At 74.7% G+C, this 23,275-nt stretch carries 15 protein-coding genes and 1 pseudogene; 11 read left to right on the forward strand and 5 right to left on the reverse strand.

The window, feature by feature from the left end:
- The first annotated feature begins 10 nt into the window (after positions 1–10).
- From AB0O36_RS00040 to AB0O36_RS00070, 7 genes are all read left to right on the forward strand, one after another.
- On the forward strand, positions 11–2,875 hold the full coding sequence (locus AB0O36_RS00040; RefSeq protein ID WP_365101674.1) for a DNA translocase FtsK: 2,865 nt from the start codon (positions 11–13) through the stop codon (positions 2,873–2,875).
- 327 nt (positions 2,876–3,202) lie between these two features.
- Positions 3,203–5,200: a SpoIIE family protein phosphatase gene (locus AB0O36_RS00045; RefSeq protein ID WP_365102507.1), complete on the forward strand. Its 1,998-nt coding sequence runs from the start codon at positions 3,203–3,205 to the stop codon at positions 5,198–5,200.
- Between the two features lie 338 nt (positions 5,201–5,538).
- Positions 5,539–6,474 carry a RodZ domain-containing protein gene (locus AB0O36_RS00050; RefSeq protein WP_365101677.1) on the forward strand — a complete coding sequence of 312 codons (936 nt, stop codon included), beginning with the start codon at positions 5,539–5,541 and terminating at the stop codon, positions 6,472–6,474.
- Positions 6,475–6,589: 115 nt separating this feature from the next.
- Entirely contained in the window at positions 6,590–8,083 is a 1,494-nt protein-coding gene (gene rimO, locus AB0O36_RS00055) for a 30S ribosomal protein S12 methylthiotransferase RimO (RefSeq protein WP_365101679.1), read from the forward strand.
- Positions 8,080–8,742 carry a CDP-diacylglycerol--glycerol-3-phosphate 3-phosphatidyltransferase gene (gene pgsA / locus AB0O36_RS00060; RefSeq protein WP_365101682.1) on the forward strand — a complete coding sequence of 221 codons (663 nt, stop codon included), beginning with the start codon at positions 8,080–8,082 and terminating at the stop codon, positions 8,740–8,742. Before rimO ends, pgsA begins: the two co-directional genes overlap by 4 nt.
- 128 nt (positions 8,743–8,870) lie before the next feature.
- Complete coding sequence (locus AB0O36_RS00065; RefSeq protein WP_365101684.1) at positions 8,871–9,326, forward strand: CinA family protein; 456 nt, start codon at positions 8,871–8,873, stop codon at positions 9,324–9,326.
- 109 nt (positions 9,327–9,435) lie between these two features.
- Positions 9,436–9,816 (forward strand): helix-turn-helix transcriptional regulator, encoded by a 381-nt coding sequence (locus AB0O36_RS00070; RefSeq protein ID WP_365101686.1) that lies wholly within the window; start codon positions 9,436–9,438, stop codon positions 9,814–9,816.
- Positions 9,817–10,306: 490 nt separating this feature from the next.
- Here AB0O36_RS00070 and AB0O36_RS00075 read toward each other — a convergent pair whose 3' ends face one another.
- The 3 genes and pseudogenes from AB0O36_RS00075 to AB0O36_RS00085 form a co-directional block, all read right to left on the reverse strand.
- Complete coding sequence (locus AB0O36_RS00075; protein WP_365101688.1) at positions 10,307–11,071, reverse strand: SDR family NAD(P)-dependent oxidoreductase; 765 nt, start codon at positions 11,069–11,071, stop codon at positions 10,307–10,309.
- 33 nt (positions 11,072–11,104) lie between these two features.
- Complete coding sequence (locus AB0O36_RS00080; RefSeq protein WP_365102510.1) at positions 11,105–11,434, reverse strand: nuclear transport factor 2 family protein; 330 nt, start codon at positions 11,432–11,434, stop codon at positions 11,105–11,107.
- A 21-nt stretch (positions 11,435–11,455) separates the two neighbouring features.
- A pseudogene (locus tag AB0O36_RS00085) lies at positions 11,456–12,244 on the reverse strand (DNA-formamidopyrimidine glycosylase family protein); the annotation flags it as partial.
- Positions 12,245–12,459: 215 nt separating this feature from the next.
- Here AB0O36_RS00085 and AB0O36_RS00090 point away from each other — a divergent pair.
- Positions 12,460–13,167, forward strand: a complete 708-nt coding sequence (locus AB0O36_RS00090) for an NAD(P)-binding domain-containing protein (protein ID WP_365101690.1) — start codon at positions 12,460–12,462, stop codon at positions 13,165–13,167.
- A gap of 26 nt (positions 13,168–13,193) precedes the next feature.
- On the opposite strand, the gene AB0O36_RS00095 is transcribed toward AB0O36_RS00090, so the two are convergent.
- Positions 13,194–17,786, reverse strand: coding sequence for an ATP-dependent helicase (locus AB0O36_RS00095; RefSeq protein WP_365101693.1), 4,593 nt, complete (start codon positions 17,784–17,786; stop codon positions 13,194–13,196).
- Between the two features lie 80 nt (positions 17,787–17,866).
- On the opposite strand from AB0O36_RS00095, the gene AB0O36_RS00100 reads away from it, so the two are divergent.
- Complete coding sequence (locus tag AB0O36_RS00100; RefSeq protein ID WP_365101696.1) at positions 17,867–18,745, forward strand: AraC family transcriptional regulator; 879 nt, start codon at positions 17,867–17,869, stop codon at positions 18,743–18,745.
- On the opposite strand, the gene AB0O36_RS00105 is transcribed toward AB0O36_RS00100, so the two are convergent.
- Complete coding sequence (locus AB0O36_RS00105) at positions 18,742–21,966, reverse strand: hypothetical protein (protein WP_365101699.1); 3,225 nt, start codon at positions 21,964–21,966, stop codon at positions 18,742–18,744. The genes AB0O36_RS00100 and AB0O36_RS00105 overlap by 4 nt on opposite strands.
- 93 nt (positions 21,967–22,059) lie before the next feature.
- Here AB0O36_RS00105 and AB0O36_RS00110 point away from each other — a divergent pair, with 93 nt between their 5' ends.
- Positions 22,060–22,854, forward strand: a complete 795-nt coding sequence (locus AB0O36_RS00110) for an AzlC family ABC transporter permease (protein WP_365101701.1) — start codon at positions 22,060–22,062, stop codon at positions 22,852–22,854.
- Complete coding sequence (locus AB0O36_RS00115) at positions 22,851–23,159, forward strand: AzlD domain-containing protein (RefSeq protein WP_365101704.1); 309 nt, start codon at positions 22,851–22,853, stop codon at positions 23,157–23,159. The genes AB0O36_RS00110 and AB0O36_RS00115 overlap by 4 nt, the downstream gene beginning before the upstream one ends.
- Positions 23,160–23,275 lie beyond the last annotated feature (116 nt).

Raw genomic sequence — 23,275 nt, forward strand, 5'->3', positions numbered from 1 at the left:
CCTCGCCCCCATGGCCTCACGTACGTCCGGCAAGGGTCCCCAGAGCAGCGCGGGCACCGCGAAGGCCCGCACCGGCCGTACCCCCGCGCCGGCGAAGAAAGCGGCGCCCGCGCGCAGACCTCCCGCGAAGAAGGCCGCGCCCGCGAAGCGCGCCCCGGTGAAGAAGACCGCGGCGAAGCCCGCGCCGTCCGCGTCGGGGGGTGTGGTCCGGCTGGTGCGGTGGCTCTGGCTCGGCGTCGCCCACATGGTGGGAGGCCTGTTCCGGGGTGCCAAGAACCTCGACCCCGAACACCGCAAGGACGGCCTGGGGCTGTTGCTGCTCGGTCTGGGGCTGATCGTCGCCGCCGGGACCTGGTCGAACCTGGAAGGGCCCGTCGGCGACCTGGTCACCATGCTGGTCACCGGCGCCTTCGGCCGCCTCGACCTGCTCGTTCCCCTCCTGCTCGGAGTCATGGCGGTACGTTTCATCCGGCACCCGGAGGAGAGCCAGGCCAACGGCCGCATCGGAATCGGCCTGTCCGCGCTGCTGGTCGGGGTGCTCGGGCAGGTGCACGTCGCCTGCGGCGCCCCCGGCCGGGGTGAGGGCGAGACCGCGATGCAGAACGCCGGCGGCCTGATCGGCTGGGCCGCTTCCAAACCGCTGATCTTCGCCATGGGCGCACCGCTGGCGGTGTCCATGCTGGTGCTGCTCACGGTGTTCGGTCTGCTGGTGGTCACCGCCACCCCGTTCAGCGCCGTCGGACAGCGGCTGCGCCGGCTCGGGATCTGGCTGGGAGTCATCCGGCCCAACGAGTACGACGACCTGGCCGGCGAGGCCGGCGCGGAGCGGTCGTCCCGGCACGACCCCGACCGCTGGCGCGCCCGTACCGGACGCGCGGCGGAGGGACCTGCCGGGGGGCCGGACGCGGGTCCGGAGGAGGGTCCGGACGCGGCCGAGGAGGAGGCCCTCGCCAAGCGGCGGGCCGCCGGCCGCCGGCCCCGGCGCGGCTCGGTGCAGCCGCCGCTGGACCGGGAGATGGACGCGGTGGACGTTGCCGCGGCCGCGGCGGCGGCCCTCGACGGCGCCGTGCTGGGCGGGATGCCGCCGTCGCCGCTGGTCGCCGATCTCACCCAGGGCATCGCCACCGGCCGGACCGGGGCCGAGCCCACCGCCCCGGTGCCGCCGGCCCGGGAGGAGGCGGCCGGACCCGTGACGCCCGCCGCCCCGGCGGAGACCGCGCCGGACGCCCCGTCCGCGGCGGCCGGGCCGGCGGCCCCCGCCGCCGGAAGCTCCCCGGCCACCGCCGGGGACGCCCCCGCCGACGACGCCGGACTCTTCACCGTCCCGGACCTCACGAAGAGGCCGCCGGAGCCTTCCGGAGGGCTGCCGCCCCGGGCCGAGCAGCTCCAGCTCCGCGGGGACATCACCTACGCGCTGCCCTCGCTGGACCTGCTGGAGCGCGGCGGGCCGGGCAAGACCCGCAGTGCCGCCAACGACGCGATCGTCGACGCGCTGCGGAACGTGTTCACCGAGTTCAAGGTGGACGCCGACGTCACCGGCTTCACCCGGGGCCCGACCGTCACCCGCTACGAGGTCACCCTGGGCTCGGCGGTCAAGGTCGAGCGGATCACGGCCCTGACCAAGAACATCGCGTACGCCGTGGCCAGCCCCGACGTGCGGATCATCAGCCCGATCCCGGGCAAGTCCGCGGTCGGCATCGAGATCCCCAACACCGACCGCGAGATGGTCAACCTCGGCGACGTCCTGCGGCTCGCGGACGCCGCGGAGGACGACCACCCGATGCTGGTCGCGCTCGGCAAGGACGTCGAGGGCGGCTACGTGATGGCCAACCTGGCGAAGATGCCGCACGTGCTGGTGGCCGGCGCCACCGGATCCGGCAAGTCCTCCTGCATCAACTGCCTGATCACCTCGGTCATGGTGCGGGCGACCCCGGAGGACGTGCGGATGGTGCTGGTCGACCCCAAGCGGGTCGAGCTCACGGCGTACGAGGGCATCCCGCACCTGATCACGCCGATCATCACCAATCCCAAGCGGGCCGCCGAGGCGCTCCAGTGGGTGGTCAAGGAGATGGACCTCCGCTACGACGACCTGGCGGCCTTCGGCTACCGGCACATCGACGACTTCAACAAGGCCGTCCGGGATGGCAAGATCAAACTGCCGCCGGGCAGCGAGCGCGAGCTCAGCCCCTACCCGTACCTGCTGGTGATCGTCGACGAGCTGGCCGACCTGATGATGGTCGCCCCGCGCGACGTCGAGGACTCGATCGTCCGGATCACCCAGCTGGCCCGCGCGGCCGGCATCCACCTGGTGCTCGCGACCCAGCGGCCCTCGGTGGACGTGGTCACCGGTCTGATCAAGGCGAACGTGCCGTCCCGGCTGGCCTTCGCGACCTCCTCGCTGGCCGACAGCCGGGTCATCCTCGACCAGCCGGGCGCCGAGAAGCTGATCGGCAAGGGCGACGGACTGTTCCTGCCGATGGGTGCGAACAAGCCGGTCCGCCTGCAGGGGGCCTTCGTCACCGAGGACGAGGTCCAGGCGGTGGTCCAGCACTGCAAGGACCAGATGGCCCCGGTGTTCCGGGACGACGTCACGGTCGGGCAGAAGCAGAAGAAGGAGATCGACGAGGAGATCGGCGACGACCTCGACCTGCTGTGCCAGGCGGCCGAGCTGGTGGTCTCCACCCAGTTCGGGTCGACCTCCATGCTCCAGCGCAAGCTCCGGGTGGGCTTCGCCAAGGCCGGCCGGCTGATGGACCTCATGGAGTCGCGCGGCGTGGTGGGCCCGAGCGAGGGGTCCAAGGCGCGCGACGTGCTGGTGAAGCCCGACGAGCTGGACGGCGTGCTCGCCGTGATCCGCGGCGAGTCCCAGGCCTAGGCCTGTCCGGCGGATCACGGCCGGGGCCGACCCTGATCCGCCGGACAGGCCCTGGCGGGCGTCTTCCGCGCCGTGCACCGGGTCCGCGGCCGTCGGCGGCGGGCCGGGCGGAGCCGGACCTGCACCGGACGTCCTCGGGGTCGTATGGTCCTGATATGGGTGACGGATCGGGGTCTTCCGGTGGCCCGCGGCGGTGAGCCCGCAGGTGCCACGCTCGCCGTGCCGCGGCCGGACGCGGCGCTGGCCGACACCGTGCGCCGCACCGGCGCCGCCGCGGGCGGCATCTACCTCCTGGACGGGGCGGAGCGGGCCCTGGTCCTCGCGGTGATGTGCGGGCTGCCGCTGGAGGCGGTCCGCCCGTGGCAGCGGGTGTCGATGGCCTCCCCGGTGCCCCCCAGCGAGGCGGTCCGGAAGAACCGCCTGATCTGGGTGGCCTCCCAGGACGAGATGGTGCGCGCCTACCCGCGCGCCGCCGCCGGCCTGCCCTACCGCTTCGCGCTCGCCGCCCTGCCGCTGAACGGCCGCTCCCGGTGCTGGGGCAGCCTGATCCTGCTCTGGCCCGCCGAGCACTCCGGCAACGCCACGCCGCGCGAGCGCAGCCACCTCGGCGCCGCGGCCCGGCGGATCGCCCGCGCCCTGGACGAGTACGCCGTCCCGGGCGCGGTTCCCGACCAGCCGCAGCTGATCCCGGCGGCAGGGCCCGGTCCGCAGGACACCGCCCGGGCCGGGCAGGCCGCCGCGGACTACGTCGAGCGGCTCCCCGAAGGGGCGCTGGCCCTGGACCTGGAGAGCCGGATCACCTACGTGAACCCGGCCGCGGAGGCCCTGCTGGGCCGCAAGGCCGACCAGGTGCTGGGCACCAGGCCCTGGCAGTCCCTGCCCTGGCTCGACACCCCCGAGGTCGAGGACCACTACCGGACCGCGGTCCTCAGCCGCGACCCGGTCGCCTTCACCGTGGAGCGGTCCCGCGACACCTGGCTCTGCATCGAGCTCTTCCCGGACGCCAGCGGCATCAGCGCCCGCCTCACCCGCGCCCCGGCTCCCGGCGGCCGGCGGTCCCCGTCCGCCCGCACACCGCGGCCGGCCGCCGCGGGGCCGGGGAACGGGGCCCAGGCGGGACGGCTCTACCAGCTGGCGCACCTGGCGGCCGCCCTCACCGAGACGGTGGCCGTCCGGGACGTCATCGACCTGGTCGCCGACCAGATCCTCCCCGCCTTCGGCGCCGACGGGCTGATCCTCTCCACCGCCGACGCGGGCCGACTGCAGATCACCGGACACCACGGCTACGACCCGGGGACCGTCGAGCGCCTCGACGGCCTGCCCCTGGACACCGATCTGACCCCGGCCGGCGAGGTCCTCGCCACCGGCGTCCCGGCCTTCTACTCCCGCCCCGAGGAGATGGCCCGCGCCTACCCCCAGGGCCTGCGGATCAGCGGCAAGCAGGCATGGGCGTTCCTTCCGCTGATCATCTCCAACCGGCCCGTCGGCTGCTGCATCCTGTCCTACGACCACCCCCGGGTCTTCAGCGCCGACGAGCGCGCCGTCCTCACCTCCCTGGCCGGCCTGATCGCCCAGGCCCTGGACCGCGCCCGGCTCTACGACGCCACCCACGACATCGCCCACGGGCTCCAGCAGGCCCTCCTCCCGCGCGGCCTGCCGACCCTGCCCGGTCTGCGGGCCGCCGCCCGCTACCTGCCGGCCGGGCACGGCATGGACATCGGCGGCGACTTCTACGACCTCATCCGCCTCGACGCCACCACGGCCGCGGCCGTCATCGGCGACGTACAGGGCCACAACGTCGCCGCCGCCGCGCTCATGGGCCAGGTCCGCACCGCGATCCACGCCACCGCCGGAGCCCCGCCCGACCAGGTCCTCGCCCGGACCAACCGGGTGCTCGGCGACCTGGGCACCGACCTGCTGGTCTCCTGCCTGTACGTCCACATCGACCTCGCGCGGCAGCGGGCCCGGCTGGCCACCGCCGGCCACCCGCCCCCGCTGCTGCACCGGCCCGGCCGGGCGGCCGGGGTCGTGGAACTCGACCCGGCCCCCATGCTCGGCGCCGGCGCCGGCCGCTCCTTCCCCGTCACCGGGCTGGACCTGGGCGCGGGCACGACCCTCGCCCTCTACACCGACGGGCTGGTGGAAGCCCCCGGCCGGGACATCGACCCGGTCACCGCCGACCTGGCGGACTGCCTCGCCGGGTACCGCGGCCGGAACCTCGACGGCCTCATCGACACGCTGCTGCGGTGCAGTTGGCCCACCGGCCGGTACACCGACGACATCGCCATGCTCCTGCTGCGCACCGACCCCGTGCCGCCCGGCTGACCCGACCGGGACGGGGGCGACCCACCGCCCGCGGGCCCCGTACACCAGGCCCGTCACCCGCTTGCCCGGACCGGCTTGCTTGTACCGGAAGGAGCGGTCGCCTACCTTCCGGATTGACGTCCCGTAGGGTCGGCGCCGGCCGGCGGCAGGGGGCTCACCCGTAAGGGATGCGCGGGCAACCGTATCCCTTCGCGCGGCGTCCGAGTTGAGGGAAGGGGGAGCGGGCACCGGCCGCCATGCGGATGGCGTACGAAGTCCCCCCTCCGGTTGCTCCACCCTTTCGTCACCCCCCTAGACTGGACAAGCAGCAGGTGGCTACACGCTCGAAAGGCGCCCCCGTGTCCATCGGCAAATCCAACTCCCCAGAAGACGAACGCCCTTCGGCCGCCGACGCCGAAGTCGGCGGCGAGCGGCCCCCGGAGTCCGCCGACGAGTCCGGTACGTCTGGTACGTCCGGTCCGTCCATCGGCCGGATCCTCCAGCAGGCCCGCGTCGCTGCCGGGCTCACCGTCGACGAGGTCAGCTCGGTCACCCGGGTGCGCGCCCCGATCGTCCAGGCGATCGAGCAGGACGACTTCACCCGCTGCGGCGGCGACGTGTACGCCCGCGGCCACATCCGTACGATCGCCCGCGCGGTCGGCACCGATCCGGACCCGCTGGTGGAGAGCTACGACGCCGCCCACGGCGGCCGTCCGGCACCCACCCCCGCAGCGCCCCTGTTCGAGGCCGAGCGGATCCGTCCCGAGCGGCAGCGCCCGAACTGGACCGCCGCCATGGTCGCGGCGATCGTCGCGGTCATCGGCTTCGTCGGTTTCACCGCCTTCAGCGGTGGTGAGGAGGGCCGGCGTCCGGCGGCGGAAGGTTCCGCCTCGCCCAAGCCGGCTCCGGCGCAGACCGGCAAGGTGATCACCCAGAGCCCGCAGACGCCGAAGGCCCCCAAGCCCCCCGCCACACCCAAGCCGGACCCCTCGGACAGTGCCATCGCGGCCGCGCCCAAGGACCTGGTCACGGTGGTGCTCACCGCCAACGACGGCGAGAGCTGGATCTCCGCGAAGGACTCCACGGGCCGGCTGCTGTTCGACGGCATGGTCCAGATGGGCGACTCCAAGACCTTCACCGACAAGGAGTCCATCGACCTGGTGCTCGGCGACGCCGGTGCCGTCCAGCTGTTCGTGAACGGCAAGGAGATCAAGGACGACTTCCAGCCCGGCCAGGTCGAGCGGCTGAAGTACACCAAGGACGATCAGCGCCAGGGCCAGGCCCAGGCGGGCTGAGCAGGCAATTCCGTTTCCCCGGGAAGCGGTGCGGCAAACGCCGCCCGCCCCGGGGATCTTCGTTTACCCGGCCTTGGGGCGGGGGTCGCCGCCGCGACGAAGTAGTCTTGAGTCCATGCCCGAACGCCGTACCGTCGCCCTTGTCACTCTTGGCTGCGCCCGTAACGAGGTGGACTCGGAGGAGCTCGCAGGCCGCTTGGCAGCGGATGGCTGGGAGCTCGTCGAGGACGCCGCCGAAGCGGACGTCGCCGTCGTCAACACCTGTGGCTTCGTCGAAGCCGCGAAGAAGGACTCCGTAGACGCCCTGCTGGAGGCCAACGATCTCAAGGATCAGGGCCGCACCCAGGCCGTCGTCGCCGTCGGCTGCATGGCCGAGCGCTACGGCAAGGAGCTCGCCGAAGCCCTCCCCGAAGCCGACGGCGTGCTCGGCTTCGACGACTACGCCGACATCTCCAACCGCCTCCAGGTGATCCTGAGCGGCGGCAGCGTGGAGGCCCACACCCCGCGCGACCGCCGCAAGCTGCTGCCGATCAGCCCCGCCGAGCGGCAGGGCGCCGACGTGGCCCTGCCCGGCCACGCCCAGGAGGCCGTGGAGCCCGCGCCGGCCGACCTTCCGGACGGTCTCGCGCCCGCCTCCGGCCCGCGCGCCCCGCTGCGCCGCCGCCTGGACACCAGCCCGGTCGCCTCCGTGAAGCTGGCCTCCGGCTGCGACCGCCGGTGCTCCTTCTGCGCCATCCCGTCCTTCCGCGGCTCGTTCATCTCGCGCCGCCCGAGCGACGTGCTCGGCGAGACCCGCTGGCTGGCCGAGCAGGGCGTCAAGGAGGTCATGCTGGTCTCCGAGAACAACACCTCCTACGGCAAGGACCTGGGCGACATCCGGCTGCTGGAGACCCTGCTGCCGGAGCTGGCCGAGGTCGACGGCATCGAGCGGGTCCGGGTCAGCTACCTCCAGCCGGCCGAGATGCGGCCCGGCCTGATCGACGTACTGACCTCCACCCCCAAGGTGGTGCCGTACTTCGACCTGTCCTTCCAGCACTCCGCGCCCGACGTGCTGCGCGCCATGCGCCGCTTCGGCGACACCGACCGCTTCCTGGAGCTGCTGGACACCATCCGGTCCAAGGCCCCGCAGGCCGGCGTCCGGTCCAACTTCATCGTGGGCTTCCCCGGTGAGACCGAGGCCGACTTCGCCGAGCTGGAGCGCTTCCTCACGCACGCGCGGCTCGACGCGATCGGCGTCTTCGGCTACTCCGACGAGGAGGGCACCGAGGCGGTCACCTACGAGAACAAGCTCGACGAGGAAGTGATCGCGGAGCGGCTCGCGCACATGCAGCGACTCGCCGAGGAACTGACCTCGCAGCGCGCCGAGGAGCGGATCGGTGAGACCGTGGAGGTACTCGTCGAGTCCGTGGAGACGGTGGACGAGGACGGTGACGGCGCGTACGGACGTGCCGCGCACCAGGCCCCGGAGACCGACGGACAGGTGGTCTTCACCGACAGCACGGGGCTGACCCCCGGCCGGATGGTGACGGCGAAGGTGGTCGGGACCCTGGGCGTGGACCTGGTGGCGGAGCCGCTGGGCACGGAGGACTTCGAGGAGGCGGCCGGATGACCGGAGTCCCGGCATCGGCGGCGGGCGGAACCAGCCGCCGGCCCGGTTCGGCACCCGGCGGGAAGCTGGGTGCCGCGGCCGTGAACCAGGCCAGCCTGTGGAACATCGCCAACATCCTGACGATGGTCCGGCTGGTGCTCGTGCCGGGATTCGTGCTGCTCCTGCTCGCCGACGGCGGGTACGACCCGGTCTGGCGGGCCTGGGCCTGGGCGGCGTTCGCCGTCGCCATGATCACCGATGTGTTCGACGGGCACCTGGCCCGTACGTACAACCTGGTCACGGACTTCGGGAAGATCGCCGACCCGATCGCCGACAAGGCCATCATGGGCGCGGCCCTGATCTGCCTGTCGTATCTGGGGGACCTGCCCTGGTGGGTCACCGGGGTGATCCTGGGCCGGGAGCTCGGCATCACCCTGATGAGGTTCTGGGTGATCCGCTACGGGGTGATCCCGGCCAGCCGGGGCGGCAAGCTGAAGACCCTGGCGCAGGGCACCGCGGTGGGCATGTACGTGCTCGCGCTGACCGGCCCGCTGGCCACCTTCCGCTGGTGGGTGATGGCGGTGGCCGTGGTGCTGACCGTGGTCACCGGTCTGGACTACGTACGCCAGGCCGTGGTGCTCAGGCGCAAGGGGATCGCGGCGGAACAGGCCGCGAGGTGACATACGGGCCGGGGGACGGGGGAGCGTCCGGGGCGGCGGAAGCGGCACCGGAATCCGGCCCGGCCGGAGCCGACTCCCGTGCCACGGCGGCCGAGGCGCTCAGGCTCCTCGCGGAGAGTGACGGGACCGTGGCGGTCGCCGAGTCGCTGACCGGCGGACTGGTGGCGGCCGAGATCACCGCGGTGCCCGGAGCCTCGAAATCCTTCCTCGGCTCGGTGACGGCGTACGCCACCGGGCTGAAACACCGGCTGCTGGGAGTGGACGCGGAGCTGCTCGCCGCGCACGGCGCGGTGAACGCGCAGGTGGCGGCGGAGATGGCGGCCGGGGTGCGGCGGGCGCTGGGGGCCACGTGGGGGATCGCGACGACCGGGGTGGCCGGTCCGGACCCGCAGGACGGGCAGCCGGTGGGCACGGTCTTCATCGCCGTGGCGGGCCCGGGGGGCGGGAAAACCGCCGCTCTGCGATTGAACGGCTCCCGGGCGGAAATCCGTAGGGAGAGCGTACGCACAGTGCTCGAACTTCTCTCGAGCGAACTCCGCGAGAATGTGCGGGGGCAGGATACGGAACAGAACGGGGGGATTTGATGTTTGCAGCCCTGAGTGAACACGACATCGCTCCCCGCACGGCCGCGGCGCGAGGCGGTACGGTGGGGCGTGAAGGATGCGGCTACACGGTCAGAGGAGGGAGCCACCGATGATTCTGCTCCGTCGCCTGCTGGGTGACGTGCTGCGTCGGCAGCGCCAGCGCCAGGGCCGTACTCTGCGCGAAGTCTCCTCGTCCGCCCGAGTTTCGCTCGGCTATCTCTCCGAGGTGGAGCGGGGGCAGAAGGAGGCGTCCTCCGAACTGCTCTCCGCGATCTGCGACGCGCTGGACGTACGGATGTCCGAGCTGATGCGCGAAGTCAGCGACGAACTGTCGCTCGCCGAGCTCGCACAGTCGGCCGCGGCAAGCGAACCGGTGCCGGCGCCGGTACGCCCGATGCTCAATTCGGTCTCCGTGACCTCGGTCGCGGGCGGACCGGAGCGGGTGACCATCAAGGCGCCTGCGGAAGCGGTGAACGTCGTAGCCGCCTGAGTGCCCCGATGTACGGCCGGAGCCCCGGCCGGGTGCGAGGGAGTCCCCCGGATCTGCCGGGAGGCGCCCCCGGGCCCGGACGGGGCTTCTGTGCTGTCCGGGGTGTTCCGGGCCGCCGGGTGTTCCGGATGCGCGGGGTGTTCCCCGCCGCCGGGCGTTCTGGGTGCGCGGCCCGGAGGGGTACGGGACGATGGGCGGGAACCGGTCCCTCCCCCCGCTCCGGGCTCCGTCCGGGCGGGGGGACCCCCATCCCGGGAGGCAGCCGTGCTCCGCTTGCTCCTCATACCCCCGGCCCTGGTGGCGGGAGCGCTGTGGTGCTGGGCGTTACTGCGCCTGGCCCTGGTGCCCGTGGAGGCAGGTGCGGTGGAGGAGGCCCTCGTGATGAGCGGCTGGACCCTGAGCCTGCTGCCCGTGCACTGCGCCCGCCGTACGGCCGCCCCGGCCTCCCGGGAGCCGGCCGCACCCGGACCCCCGGCGGAGGGGGAACCGGTCACCAGGGCATCGCGACTCCCCCGTTCGGGCGCAGGATCTGGCCGGTCATGAACGACGAGGCGTCCGAGGCGAGGTAGAGCACGGCCCGTGCGATGTCCTCGGCCTCGCCGACCCGGCGCAGCGGCGCCATCCTCGTCATCGCGGCTTCGGTCTGCTCCTGGGCCTCCGGTCCGTGCCGGCCGGTCATCGGGGTGCGGATCCACCCCGGGGCGACCGCGTTGACCCGGATGCCGCGCGGGCCGGTCTCGGTGGCCAGGGTCCTGGTCAGCTGGACCACGGCGGCCTTGGCGGCGCTGTAGCAGAGCAGGCCGGGCGAGGCGGCGTCCACGGCACCGGAGGCCATGGTGACGATGGCGCCCGGAGTGCCGGCGGCCAGCATGGCGCGGGCGGCCTCCTGGCAGGTGTAGAGCACCCCCTTGAAGTTCACGGAGAACACCCGGTCGAGGTCCTCGTCGAGGGTGTCCACCACGCTGCTGGTGTGCATGATCCCCGCGATCGCCGCGGCGATGTCGATCCGCCCGGCGGCGGCCACCGCCGCCCGCACCCGATCGCGGTCGGTGACGTCCAGGACGTGGACCACGGCCGTGCCGCCGGCTTCCCCGACCAGGGCCGCGGTCTCGTGCAGGCCCTCCTCGTCGCGGTCGGCGCAGTGGACCGTGGCGCCGGACTCGGCGAGCAGCCGGGCGGAGGCCCGTCCGATGCCGCTGGCGGCGCCGGTGATCAGCGCGGTGCGGCCGGTGAGGTCGTACGGGGCTATGGGCATGCCCGGGACGGTACGACCGTATCTGACGGGCCGTCAACCGGTCGTGGGGTCCTCGTACACGTGCCAGCGGGTGACCTTGCCCTCGTGCACGGTGGCGGTCCACCGGGCGGGGCCGGCCAGGCGGGGGTCGGAGCACTCCGAACGGCCGGCGGCGGAGACCACCTCGCCGTCGGCGGTGACGGACGTGAAGACGTTGCGGTAGCCGGGGAACGCGGCGAAGAAGTCACGCCAGGCGTCCAGGCAGGCCCGGCGCCCCGAGACGACGGTCCCGGCAGGGTCGACGAAGGTGTGGTCCTCCGACATCAGGGCGCCCAGCCCGGCCAGGTCACCGGCGGTGATCAGGGCGTTGAAGCGGCGGACCACACCGCGGGGGTCCTCGCCGACCGGGCCGCTCTGGCAGCGGGGGCACCAGTACGTGGGGCGGTCGTCCTGCGGGGCCTCCCGGATCGGGGTGCGGCAGCGCAGGCAGGGCCGGCCGGCCCGCCCGTAGACGAAGAGGTCGGGGCGGCCGCTGCCGCGCGGGCCGGTGGTGGTGCGGGGATGGCGGCCGGGGCCGGTGTTGGCCTCGAGCACGCGGTGGGCGGCGCCCGGGAGCCGGTGGAGGACGGAATCCGGGAGGTCGCCGACGGGGGTCCAGGGGGTCGCCCCGGCCATGAAGCAGAGCTCCGCCTTGTAGATGTTGCCGATGCCGGCCAGGTTCCGCTGGTCGAGCAGGGCCTCGCCGAGCGGGCGGTCGGGGTCGGCCCCGAGGTTCGCGGCGGCCCGCTCGGGGTCCCAGTCCGGGCCGAGCAGGTCGGGGCCGAGGTGGCCGACGACCCGGTCCTCCTCGGCGGTCCGGAGCAGCTCCAGCACGGGCAGCCGGTAGCCGACGGCGGTGTGCGCGGCGGTGCCGAGCACGGCCCGGATTTCGTACGCGGGTCCGCCGTGCCAGCGCTCGCCGGCGGCGAAGACGTGCCAGGCGCCGTCCATCCGGAGGTGGCTGTGCAGGGTGAGCCCGCCCTCGACGCGGGCGAGCAGGTGCTTGCCGCGCGGGACCACCTCCAGCACGGTCCGGCCGGTGAGGTCGGTGGTGGCGAGGCGGGGGACCCGCAGGTCGCTGACGGTGAGCACCTGGCCGGCCAGGGCGGCGTGCAGCCGGTGCGCGGCGCGCCAGACGCTGTCTCCTTCGGGCACGCTCCCATTGTCGCCGCGGGAGGCCGGAGAGGGTGGGGAAGCGAGGGGAGGGAGGGGGGAGGGGCCCGTACGGAGCTCCTCCGGGACCCGCCCGGCGGATCGCCTCCTCGGCCAGTCCGGCGATCCGCTCACGCCGGTCCGGGGCGTGTCGGCGGGCACGGCCGGCTTTCCCGTTCACTGTGGTCAGGCTGGTTCGAGGAAACGAGGAGCCTCAGATGAAGATCGCCGTACTCGGGACCGGGGCCGGTGCCCGCTCGCACATCGCACGGCTGACCCAGCTCGGCCACCAGGTGTTCGTCGGCACCCGCGACTCACAGGTCACCCTCGGGCGGACCGAGCCCGACTTCATGGGCACCGAGCCCTTCGCCCAGTGGCTGGCGGACTATCCGGCCGTCGAGCTGATGAACTTCGGCGACGCCGCGGCCGAGGGCGAGTTCGTCATCAACGGGATCGACGGCGCCAACGCCGTACGCGTGCTCGGTGAGCTCAGGGGTCACCTGGCCGGCAAGGTCCTGATGGACTACGCCGTGCCGTTCGTCTACAACCCGGAGCGAGCCCATCCGTGGCCCACCCCCTGGGGGGTGATGCCGGCCCTGGACCCGGTGGACTCCGACAGTCTCGGCGAGCGGATCCAGCGGGCCCTGCCGGACACCAAGGTGGTGAAGGCGTGCGTCACGCAGGAGCAGGAGACCGTCGTGGACCCCAGGAGGATCGGCGGCGGGGACCACACCATCTTCATCGCGGGCGAGGACGCGGGCGCCAAACAGCAGGTCACCGAGCTGCTCACGTCCTACGGCTGGGAGGACGTGCTGGACCTCGGGCCGATCGTGTCCTCCCGGGGCATGGAGATGTACTCCCACATGCACAGCGCGATCCAGTTCGCCCTCGGCGGGGCCCGCTTCGGCATCAAGGTCATCCGTTGATCCCCTGACCCGGTCCGCCGGGTCGGTCAGTTCCGCAGCCGCAGCCCGCGCGGGGTGGCGTGGAAGCCCGCGGCCTCCAGGCCCGCGCCCAGCGGGGAGGTCAGCGCGGGAGCGTTGTTGATCCGCTCCACGGTCAGGTCGGGCAGCGTGCCCGCCCGGGAGGCGGTGGCCAGCGCGGCCGTCGCCGCCTCCAGCCGGGGGTCCCCGGCGGGCGGCCACGCCAGCAGGGTCCGCCCGCCGCGCTCCAGGTACAGCGTCAGCTCCCCGTCGACCAGCACCACCAGCGAGCCCGCCTTCCGGCCCGCCTTGTGCGTCGCTCCGGCCGGCGGCTCCGGCCACGGCAGGGCCGCACCGTAGGCGTTGGCCGGGTCGGCCGCGGCCAGGACCACCGCCGCCAGCGGCGGCGGGGTCCGCTCGGCCGCCCGCAGCCGGTCCACCGCGCCGTCCATCGCGAACTGGGCCGCGCCCAGACCCTCCACCACATAGCCGCGCCGCGCCTGCCCGCTGTCCTCGAACGCCGACAGCACCCGGTAGACGGCGCTGAAGCCGCCCTGCACGCCCTCGGCCTGGACGGCGCCCCGGGTCACCACCCCGTGCCGGTCCAACAGGGTGCGCGCCAGCGCGTGGGCCCGGTGGGTGGGATCAGCACCCGGTTCCGGCAGCAGGGACCACCGGCCGGAGACCGTCGGGGGTCCCTGCCGGGACGCGGACGCGCTCAGCGCGCCGTACCGGCCGCGCGGCACCGTCCGTTTCGCACGGTGGGCCGTGGACCCCGCCGTCCGGCCCGAGCCGAGCAGAGACCGCAGCGGGGCGAGGGTGTCATTGGTCAGCCGGCCCGACCAGGCCAGGTCCCAGACCGCCGCCGACAGCTCCGGGTCCGTGACCTCGGGCAGGGCCGCCCGGACCGTCTGCGCGATCTGCCGGAAGAACAGGCCGTACCCGCCGGACAGGCTGTCCAGCACGGCCTGGTGCACCGGGCCGGTCTCCAGCGGGTGCGGAGGCGGCAGCAGCAGCGGCGCCGCGTCCGCCAGGTAGAGCGACACCCAGCCGTCCTTGCCGGGCAGCGCGCCCGCGCCCGCCCACACCACCTCGCCGGTGGTGGTCAGCTCGTCCAGCAGGGCGGGGGAGTACCCGGCCACCCGGGACGGCAGCACGATCCGCTCCAGCGCCGAGGCGGGCACCGGCGCGCCCTGGAGCTGCTCGACCGCCCGCGCCAGGCCGTCGATGCCGCGCAGCGCCCCGCCCAGGTGCTGCCACTGTGGCAGGAAGGTGGCCAGGGCCGTCGGCGGGACAGGCTCCAGCTCCTGCCGCAGCGCGGCGAGCGAGCGGCGGCGCAGCCGGCGCAGCACCGCCGCGTCGCACCACTCCTGCCCGATGCCGGACGGGTGGAACTCGCCCTGGACCACCCGGCCCGCCGCCGCGAGCCGGTGCAGGGCGCCCTCGGTCACCGCCGAGCCCAGCCCGAACCGGGCGGCGGCCGTCGCCGTGGTGAACGGGCCGTGCGTCCGGGCGTACCGGGCCAGCAGATCGCCCAGCGGGTCCTTCACCGGCTCGGTGAACGCCTCCGGCACGCCCACCGGGAGGGCCGTGCCCAGGGCGTCCCTCAGCCGGCCCGCGTCCTCGACCGCCGCCCAGTGGTCCTTCCCCGCGATCCGGACCCGGATGGCGCGGCGGGCCGCGCCGAGCTCCCGCACCCAGTCCGCCTCCGCACCCCGTCCGGCCAGCTCCTCCTCCGTCAGGGGGCCCAGCAGCCGCAGCAGGTCCGCGGCGGACTCCGCGTCCTTGGCCCGGCGGTCCTCCGTCAGCCACTGGAGTTCGCGCTCCAGCGCCTCCAGCACCTCCGGGTCCAGCAGCTCCCGCAGCTCGGCCTGCCCCAGCAGCTCGGCCAGCAGCCGGGAGTCCAGCGACAGCGCCGCCGCCCGCCGCTCGGCCAGCGGCGAATCCCCCTCGTACAGGAACTGGGCCACGTACCCGAACAGCAGCGACCGGGCGAACGGCGAGGGCTCGGGCGTGGTGACCTCCACCAGCCGGACCCGGCGCGCCTCGATGTCCCCCATCAGCTCCGTCAGCCCCGGTACGTCGAACACGTCCTGCAGGCATTCCCGTACGGCTTCCAGCACGATCGGGAACGAACCGAACTCGGATGCCACCTGGAGCAGTTGCGAAGCCCGCTGGCGCTGCTGCCACAGCGGGGTGCGCTTGCCCGGGCTGCGGCGCGGCAGCAGCAGCGCGCGGGCCGCGCACTCCCGGAACCGGGAGGCGAACAGCGCGGAGCCGCCGACCTGTTCGGTGACGATCCGGTCGACCTCGCCCTTGTCGAAGGCCATGTCGGCGGCGCCCAGCGGGGCCTGCTCGCTGTCGAACTCGAACGCGGGCGCCGCCGCGGGGTCGAAGTCGAGGAGGTCCATGCCCAGCAGGTCGGCGTCCGGCAGCCGCAGCACGATCCCGTCGTCGGCGTGCATCACCTGCGCGTCCATGCCGTACCGCTCGGCGAGCCGGGCACCCAGCGCCAGCGCCCACGGGGCGTGCACCTGCGCGCCGAACGGGGAGTGGACCACCACCCGCCAGTCGCCCAGCTCGTCCCGGAACCGCTCCACGACGATCGTCCGGTCGTCCGGGACGTGCCCGCACGCCTCGCGCTGCTCCGCCAGATAGGCCAGCACGTTGTCCGCGGCCCACGCGTCCAGGCCGGCCGCCACCAGCCGCAGCCGGGCGTCCTCCTCGGACAGCGCGCCGACCTCGCGGAGGAACGCGCCCACCGCCCGGCCCAGTTCCAGTGGGCGGCCCAGCTGGTCGCCCTTCCAGAACGGCAGCCGGCCCGGCACCCCGGGCGCGGGGGAGACCAGCACCCGGTCCCGGGTGATGTCCTCGATCCGCCACGAGGTGGTGCCCAGGGTGAACACGTCCCCGATCCGGGACTCGTACACCATCTCCTCGTCGAGCTCCCCGACCCGGCCGCCGCCCTTCTTGGGGTCCGCGCCGGCCAGGAACACCCCGAACAGGCCGCGGTCCGGGATCGTCCCGCCCGAGGTGACCGCCAGGCGCTGGGCCCCCGGCCGCCCGGTGACCGTCCCCGCCACCCGGTCCCACACCACCCGCGGCCGCAGCTCGGCGAAGGCGTCCGAGGGATAGCGGCCCGCCAGCATGTCCAGCACGGCCGTGAACGCCGACTCGGGCAGCGCGGCGAACGGCGCGGCCCGGCGCACCAGCGCCATCAGGTCGTCCAGCTGCCAGGTGTCCATCGCGGTCATCGCGACCAGCTGCTGCGCCAGAACGTCCAGCGGGTTCGACGGGATGCGCAGCGACTCGATGGCCCCGCCGCGCATCCGCTCGGTGACCACCGCCGACTGCACCAGGTCGCCCCGGTACTTGGGGAACACCACGCCCCGGGAGACCGCGCCGACCTGGTGCCCGGCCCGGCCGACCCGCTGCAGCCCGGAGGCCACCGACGGCGGGGACTCCACCTGCACCACCAGGTCCACCGCACCCATGTCGATGCCGAGCTCCAGGCTGGACGTGGCCACCACGGCGGGCAGCCGGCCCGCCTTCAGGTCCTCCTCGACCAGGGCCCGCTGCTCTTTGGACACCGAACCGTGGTGTGCGCGCGCCAGCAGCGGCGGAGCGCCCTGCGCCGACCCCGACTGGGCCATGACCTCGGCCGGCGGGGCGTGGTCCGCCGCCGCCGGCTCACCGGTGGCCCGCTCGTACGCGATCTCGTTCAGCCGGTTGCACAAACGCTCCGCGAGCCGCCGCGAGTTGGCGAACACGATCGTCGACCGGTGCGCCTGCACCAGGTCCGCGATCCGCTCCTCCACGTGCGGCCAGATCGACGGCTTGTCGCCGCCCTCCCGCTCCTCCGAGGCCGGCGAACCGCCCAACTCGCCCATGTCCTGGACGGGGACGACGACCGAGAGGTCGAACTCCTTGGCCGAGGGCGGCTGGACGATCTCCACCCTGCCGCGCGGCGACAGGTACCGGGCCACCTCCTCCACCGGCCGCACCGTCGCCGACAGCCCGATCCGGCGGGCCGGGCGCGGCAGCAGCTCGTCCAGCCGCTCCAGCGACAGCGCCAGGTGCGCGCCCCGCTTCGTGCCCGCGACCGCGTGCACCTCGTCCAGGATCACCGTCTCGATCCCGGCCAGGGCCTCCCGGGAGGCCGAGGTGAGCATCAGGAACAGCGACTCGGGCGTGGTGATCAGGATGTCCGGCGGGCGGGTGGCCAGCGCCCGGCGCTCGGCCGCAGGAGTGTCCCCGGACCGGATGCCCACCCGGATCTCCGGTTCGGGCAGGCCCAGCCGGACCGCCTCCTGCCGGATCCCGGTCAGCGGGCTGCGCAGGTTCCGCTCGACGTCCACCGCAAGGGCCTTCAGCGGGGACACGTACAGCACCCGGCAGCGCTTCTTCGGCTCGGCGGGCGGCGGTACGGACGCCAGCCGGTCCAGCGCGGCCAGGAACGCGGCGAGCGTCTTGCCGGAGCCGGTGGGCGCCACCACCAGCACGTCCGAGCCCGCGCCGATGGCCCGCCACGCGCCCTCCTGGGCGGCGGTGGGCCCGGCGAACGCCCCGGTGAACCAGGAACGGGTCGCGGGGGAGAACGCATCGAGCGCGGAGCCGGCCATGCGACCATCCTGCACCCCGCCACTGACATCGCCCCCGACCTGGGCGTACGCCCCTCCGGAAGGCGAGGGACAATGAGGGGATGGCGAACGGAGACGGCACCGCCCCGGACCCGGCCGGCGCGCTCCGCCCGGACCGGACGGGGGCCCGGGAATGGGCCCGGCACTGGCAGAACCCGGACCTGCCCGGCGTGGACCTGCTGCGCGCGCACTACGTCCGCCACACCTTCCCCCGGCACGCCCACGACGGCTACGTCATCGCCGCCGTGACCGGCGGCATCGAGGAGGTCGGACTCCCCGGGACGACCGAGCGCGCCGGACCGGGCAGCGTGGTCCTGATCAATCCCGAGGTCCCGCACACCGCCCGGGCCGGGGTCCCCGAGGGCTGGGCCTACTCCACCCTCTACCCGGCCCGTGACCTGGTCGCCGAAGTCGCCGCCGAGCTCACCACGCTGCGCGGCACCCCCGGTTTCACCGAGCCGATGGTCATGGACCCGGAGGGCGCCCGGCTGATCACCGAGGTCCTCCGGGCCGCGGAGCAGGGCAACGCGCTGGCCGCCGACGGCCTGCTGCGGATCGCGGTGGCCCGGATGCTCCGGCGCCACGGCGGCCCGCTGCCGTCCCGCCGGCCGTCCGGCGCGGGCGCGGGCGCCGCCGAGCGGGCCCGCGCCGTCCTGGAGGACCGGCTCGCCGACCCGCCCACCCTGGAGCAGCTCGCCGCCGAGCTGGGCACCAGCCCGTTCGCGCTGCTGCGCTCCTTCCGCGAGCGGTACGGCATGCCCCCGCACACCTGGCTGACCGATGCCCGGGTGCGCCGGGCCCGGCTGCTGCTGGCCGCGGGCACCCCGCCGGCCGAGGCGGCCCTGGTGGTCGGCTTCACCGACCAGCCGCACCTGAACCGGCACTTCACCCGGATCGTCGGGGTCCCGCCCGGCGCCTACCGGCGCGAACGCGCCGCCTAGCGGGCGCCCGGACCGGGGGCCGCCGCAGCAGGGCCGGCCGGCCCGTCCCCGCCCGGCCCGTCCCCGGCAGGCCCGTCCCCGCCAGGCCCGGAGGCCGTCGGCGGGTCCCCGTCGGTCCCGGGAGGCTCCGCGTCCCGCCCCACCTCCGCCGCCCGGGTCCCGAGGTGGTGGCCGAGTGCCCGGTACGCGTCGAACTGCGCGTGGTCGAAGGACTGGTCGAAGGTGCTCACCCGAGGGAAGGACCGCTCCCGCAGCGAATAGCTCAGCAGCTCGTAGGCCATGTCCGGGGTCAGGCCGGCCTTCGCCACCACGATCCGCCCGGTCCGCCCGGCCGGTTTCCCCGGCTCGAACTCGATGTCCTCCGGGTACTCGATCGTGCCCGTGACCACGCAGTCCGCCGACAGCCGGGCGTTGAGCGCGGCCAGCGGGTCGGCCGGAGCGAGCGGTTCGGCGCTGCCCGGCACCAGCTTCAGTGCCTCGCCCTCCGCGAAGGTGATCCGCACGCCCAGGTCCTCGTACGCCAGGGTGACCGCCTGCGCCAGCGTGGTGGCCAGCGGCGGGGTGTCCCCGGAGGCGTCGACCACGTACACGGTGCGGCAGCGCAGCCGCAGCAGCTCGACCAGGCCGAGGTTGTCGACGTGCCCGCCGTCGGTGCACAGCAGCATCGGGCTGGTGTCCGGGTGGCGGCCGACGAGTTCCTGGAGCTGGTAGCGGAGCCGCCGGACCCGGGGGAGCCGGGGCATCGTCCAGCGGGCGTCCTCCTTCCGGGCCACGGCGGCCAGGTAGGCCGGGTTGGGCAGCCAGGTGCCCAGTCGCAGGTTGGACAGGGCCAGCAGCCTTTCCACCGCCGTCGACTGACTGCCCATCGCGGAGGCGAAGGCCGCCCCCGACACCGCCATCGCGGACTGCACGGTCACGTCGGCCCGGATCAGCGGGTGCGCGGTGTGCTCCAGGGTGGTGGTCCGCACCCAGCCGATGTCCGGCCCGCCCACGTAGTCGGAGGCGAAGGTGATGGGGACGGCGGGCCGCCCCGGCGGGGTCCGGTTCCGGCCCGACAGGGCCGCGGAGGCGGCGAAGATCACCTTGGGGAACGGCCGGACCCGCTCGGCGTGCGTGCTCAGGCTGGTCGGCTCGCCGTTGTAGTCGTAGGGGAGGCTGCCGATCGAGCCGTCCTCCAGCACGGTCCGGCGCACCGCGAAGGCGCCGGCCAGCCGCTGCCGGTAGAAGGGGTGCAGGCTGAACGTGGTCTGGTCGAGGACCAGGGCCAGCACCACCAGCGCGGCGGGCAGGCCCACCTGCCAGCCCGGGGGCCAGTCCCCGGACCAGACGGCGGCCCAGGACAGGAAGAAGAGCAGGACGAAGCCGAGGACCAGCAGCACCAGCCAGGTGACCAGCCGCAGCGTCCAGCCGTTCCCGATCCTGGTCGTGATGGTCTTCACCCGCCCGGCGGAGAACGGTCCCGGCCGGTCACCGTCGTTGCGCACCTGCCGGGTCCGGGTGAAGCGGGCCGCGAACAGGCCGCCCACCCAGGTGAGTCCGGCCGTGAGCGCGCCGAGGGCCGAGACCCCGCGGATGTCGTCGGGGACCACCTGCCGGCCGACGGACAGCCAGGTGTAGAACCACACGACCCAGGGGACGGCCACCGCCAGGGCCAGGACCGCCACCGCCGTCCAGAGCACCGCCCTGAGCGTGCTCCGCAGCCAGGCCGGGCGGGCCGCCCCGCGGTACGTCCGGTACAGCGTGCCGCCGAGGGAGACCAGGGCCGCGGCACAGACCAGGGCGAGCACCGGCGGCCAGACGTGCGGGTACAGCGGGAAGTCGCCGAGCCCGGCGCCCGCCTCGAAGGCGCGCCGGAACCCGGGGAGGTCGGCCACCGGCACGGCCGCGTAGAACCCGGCGACGAGTTCGCCGGCCACGAGGAAGGTCAGGATCAGCAGGCCCAGCGAGACCAGCACCCCCCGCAGTACGGTGCCCAGTGCGACCACGGTCTCCCGCGGGGTGTCCATCAGGTACTTCGCGTGGCGCCGGACGTGGTCCTCCTCGGGGCTGCCCGGTGCGAAGGCGTCGTCCGGCCCGGCCAGGCCCCGCGGGGAGCGGTCCGTGTCCCGGAGGCGGGCCGGCCGCGGGGTCACGGCCAGCTGGAACGCTCCGGCGGCGTAGCCGCCGCCGGACACCGACACCAGGTACTCGGCCCGGTCGAGGACCCCCTGTTCGCGCAGCGCCTGGAGCGCGCCCAGGGTGACGGAGGCGGAGCGGATGCCACCGCCGGAGACGCAGATCCCGGTGGCGGCCGGTTTGCGGGCGGGCAGCACCAGGGCCCGGGTCCGCCAGCGGGCGATGGCGCTGTCGCCGGGCGCGGGCCCCTTGGTCGGGAGGCCGGCCCAGTCGGCGAGCGGGGTGGAGGCGGGCGGGGCCATCGGCGGCTCGATGAGGTCCGGCAGCCAGGCCGGGGCGGGGGCGGGCGCCGCCGCGGGGTCCGCCCCCGGCCGGTCGTCCCCGCCGTCCTCGTGGCCCCCGCCGCCGGGTACGTGCCCGGCCGCCTCGCCGGCCAGGTCGTACGCGGTGGTGACCAGGGGCGCCCGCAGGAGGTCCCCTTCGCCGGGCGGGCGGCGGAGCAGCCGGCGTGCGGCCGTACCCATCCGCTGCCGGAAGGCGGGGCGGGGGTCCACGTACACCCGGGCCCGGCCCGTCACGCCCCGGGCGGCCAGGGTCGCCGCCACCCACACGGCGGTCGCCGCCAGCGGGCCGATCAGCGCCCACTTCACCAGGGCGCAGTACGCCGCGAACCGCAGGTACGGGTCCGGGGCGGTGGCCAACCGGTCCAGCGCGGCGTACAGGAAGGCGTTCTCGGCGACGTCGGCCGCGACCGCCGCCAGGGTCAGCCCCAGGGCGCGCAGCGAGGCCCGCCGGGCCACCGGACGGTGCAGGTACAGCCGGCCGAAGCCGAAGACCGCCAGCAGCACCAGCCCGTAGGCCGGGATGAAGAGGGTCCAGTCGAGCTCCAGGGCCTCCCGGAAGAGGTCGGCCCGTGCCCGTGCGCAGTCCTCCCCGATGGCGGCGCAGGCCCCGGCCCGGTCCCCGGCGAGCTGCAGCCGCTGCTCGGCCCCGGCGCCGAGCGCGGCCGGCCGCCGCCGGGCGTACTCGGCGGCCAGCAGGATCCCGGCGACGAGCCCGCTCCAGCAGAGGACGGGGGCCCAGCGGCGCGGCAGGGAGGTGCTCATTCACTCACGGTAGCCATTTGCGTGCAGGGAGTGGAGGGTGCGCGCGCAAGAACGTACAAGACCGGGCGCGGGCGGCCCGCATAGCTTCGGGGGGTGACCGAGCAGCAGACCACCAGCGCCACCGCGGCCCGCGGGCCGGGCGCACACAGTGCAGCGGAGATGCGGGCGGACGTGCCGGCGGACGTGCCGGCAGTCGTGCCGGCGGGCGGATCGGCGGACCGGCCGGCCGGCCGCCGGGCCGTCGTGCGCGACGCCCTCGGGGTCGGCGTGGCCGTCGGGCTCTCCGGTTTCGCCTTCGGGGTGACCGCCGCGGGGGCCGGCATCAGCGTGGCGCAGGCGTGCGTCCTGAGCCTGCTGGTCTTCACCGGCGCCTCCCAGTTCGCCCTCGTCGGGGCGCTCGCGGCCGGCGGCAACCCCTTCACGGCCGCCGCCGGGGCCTTCTTCCTGGGCACCCGGAACGCCTTCTACGGGCTGCGCCTGTCCCAGCTGCTGGCCCTGCCCCGTGCGGTCAGGCCGCTCGCCGCGCACTGGGTGATCGACGAGACCGCCGCCGTGTCCCTGGCCCAGAAGGACCGCTCCTCGGCCCGGCTCGGCTTCACCGTCACCGGGCTGAGCCTGTACCTGCTGTGGAACCTCACCACCCTGCTCGGGGCGCTCGGCGCCGAGGCCGTCGGCGACACCGCCAGGTGGGGCCTGGACGCCGCCGGCCCCGCCGTGTTCCTGGCGCTGCTCGCGCCGATGCTGCGGACCGCGACCGAGCGGGCCGTGGCCGCCCTCGCGCTCGTGCTGGGCCTCGGCTTCCTGCCGGTGCTGCCGGCCGGCGTGCCGGTCCTGGTCGCGGCGCTCGCCGCGCCCGTCATCCTCTTCCTGAAGGGACGCCGTCCGTGACCGTCTGGATCGCCATCGGCGCCACCGTCGCCGGCTGCTACCTGCTCAAGCTGGCCGGACTCCTGGTCCCGGCCGGTGTCCTGGAACGCCCGCTGGTGCAGCGGCTGGCGGCCCTGCTGCCGGTCGCCCTGCTCGCCGCGCTCACCGCGCAGCAGACCTTCAGCACCGGGTCCGCGCTGGTCGTGGACGCCCGCGCGGCCGGACTGGCCGCGGCCGGGCTCGCGCTGGTGCTGCGCGCCCCCTTCCTGGTGGTGGTCGGGGCCGCCGTGGTGGTCACCGCGGGGGTCCGGGCCCTGGGCGGATAGCGGGCGCCCGCTCCGGCGGGCTGCCGGGGGCCGCGGTACGGCCGACGGGCCCTACGACCGGCGGACCCGCGGTACGACCGGCGCGCTCTCGGTACCGGTCGGCGGGCTCTCGGTAC

Source organism: Streptomyces sp. NPDC089799 (assembly GCF_040684755.1).
Taxonomy (GTDB): domain Bacteria; phylum Actinomycetota; class Actinomycetes; order Streptomycetales; family Streptomycetaceae; genus Streptomyces.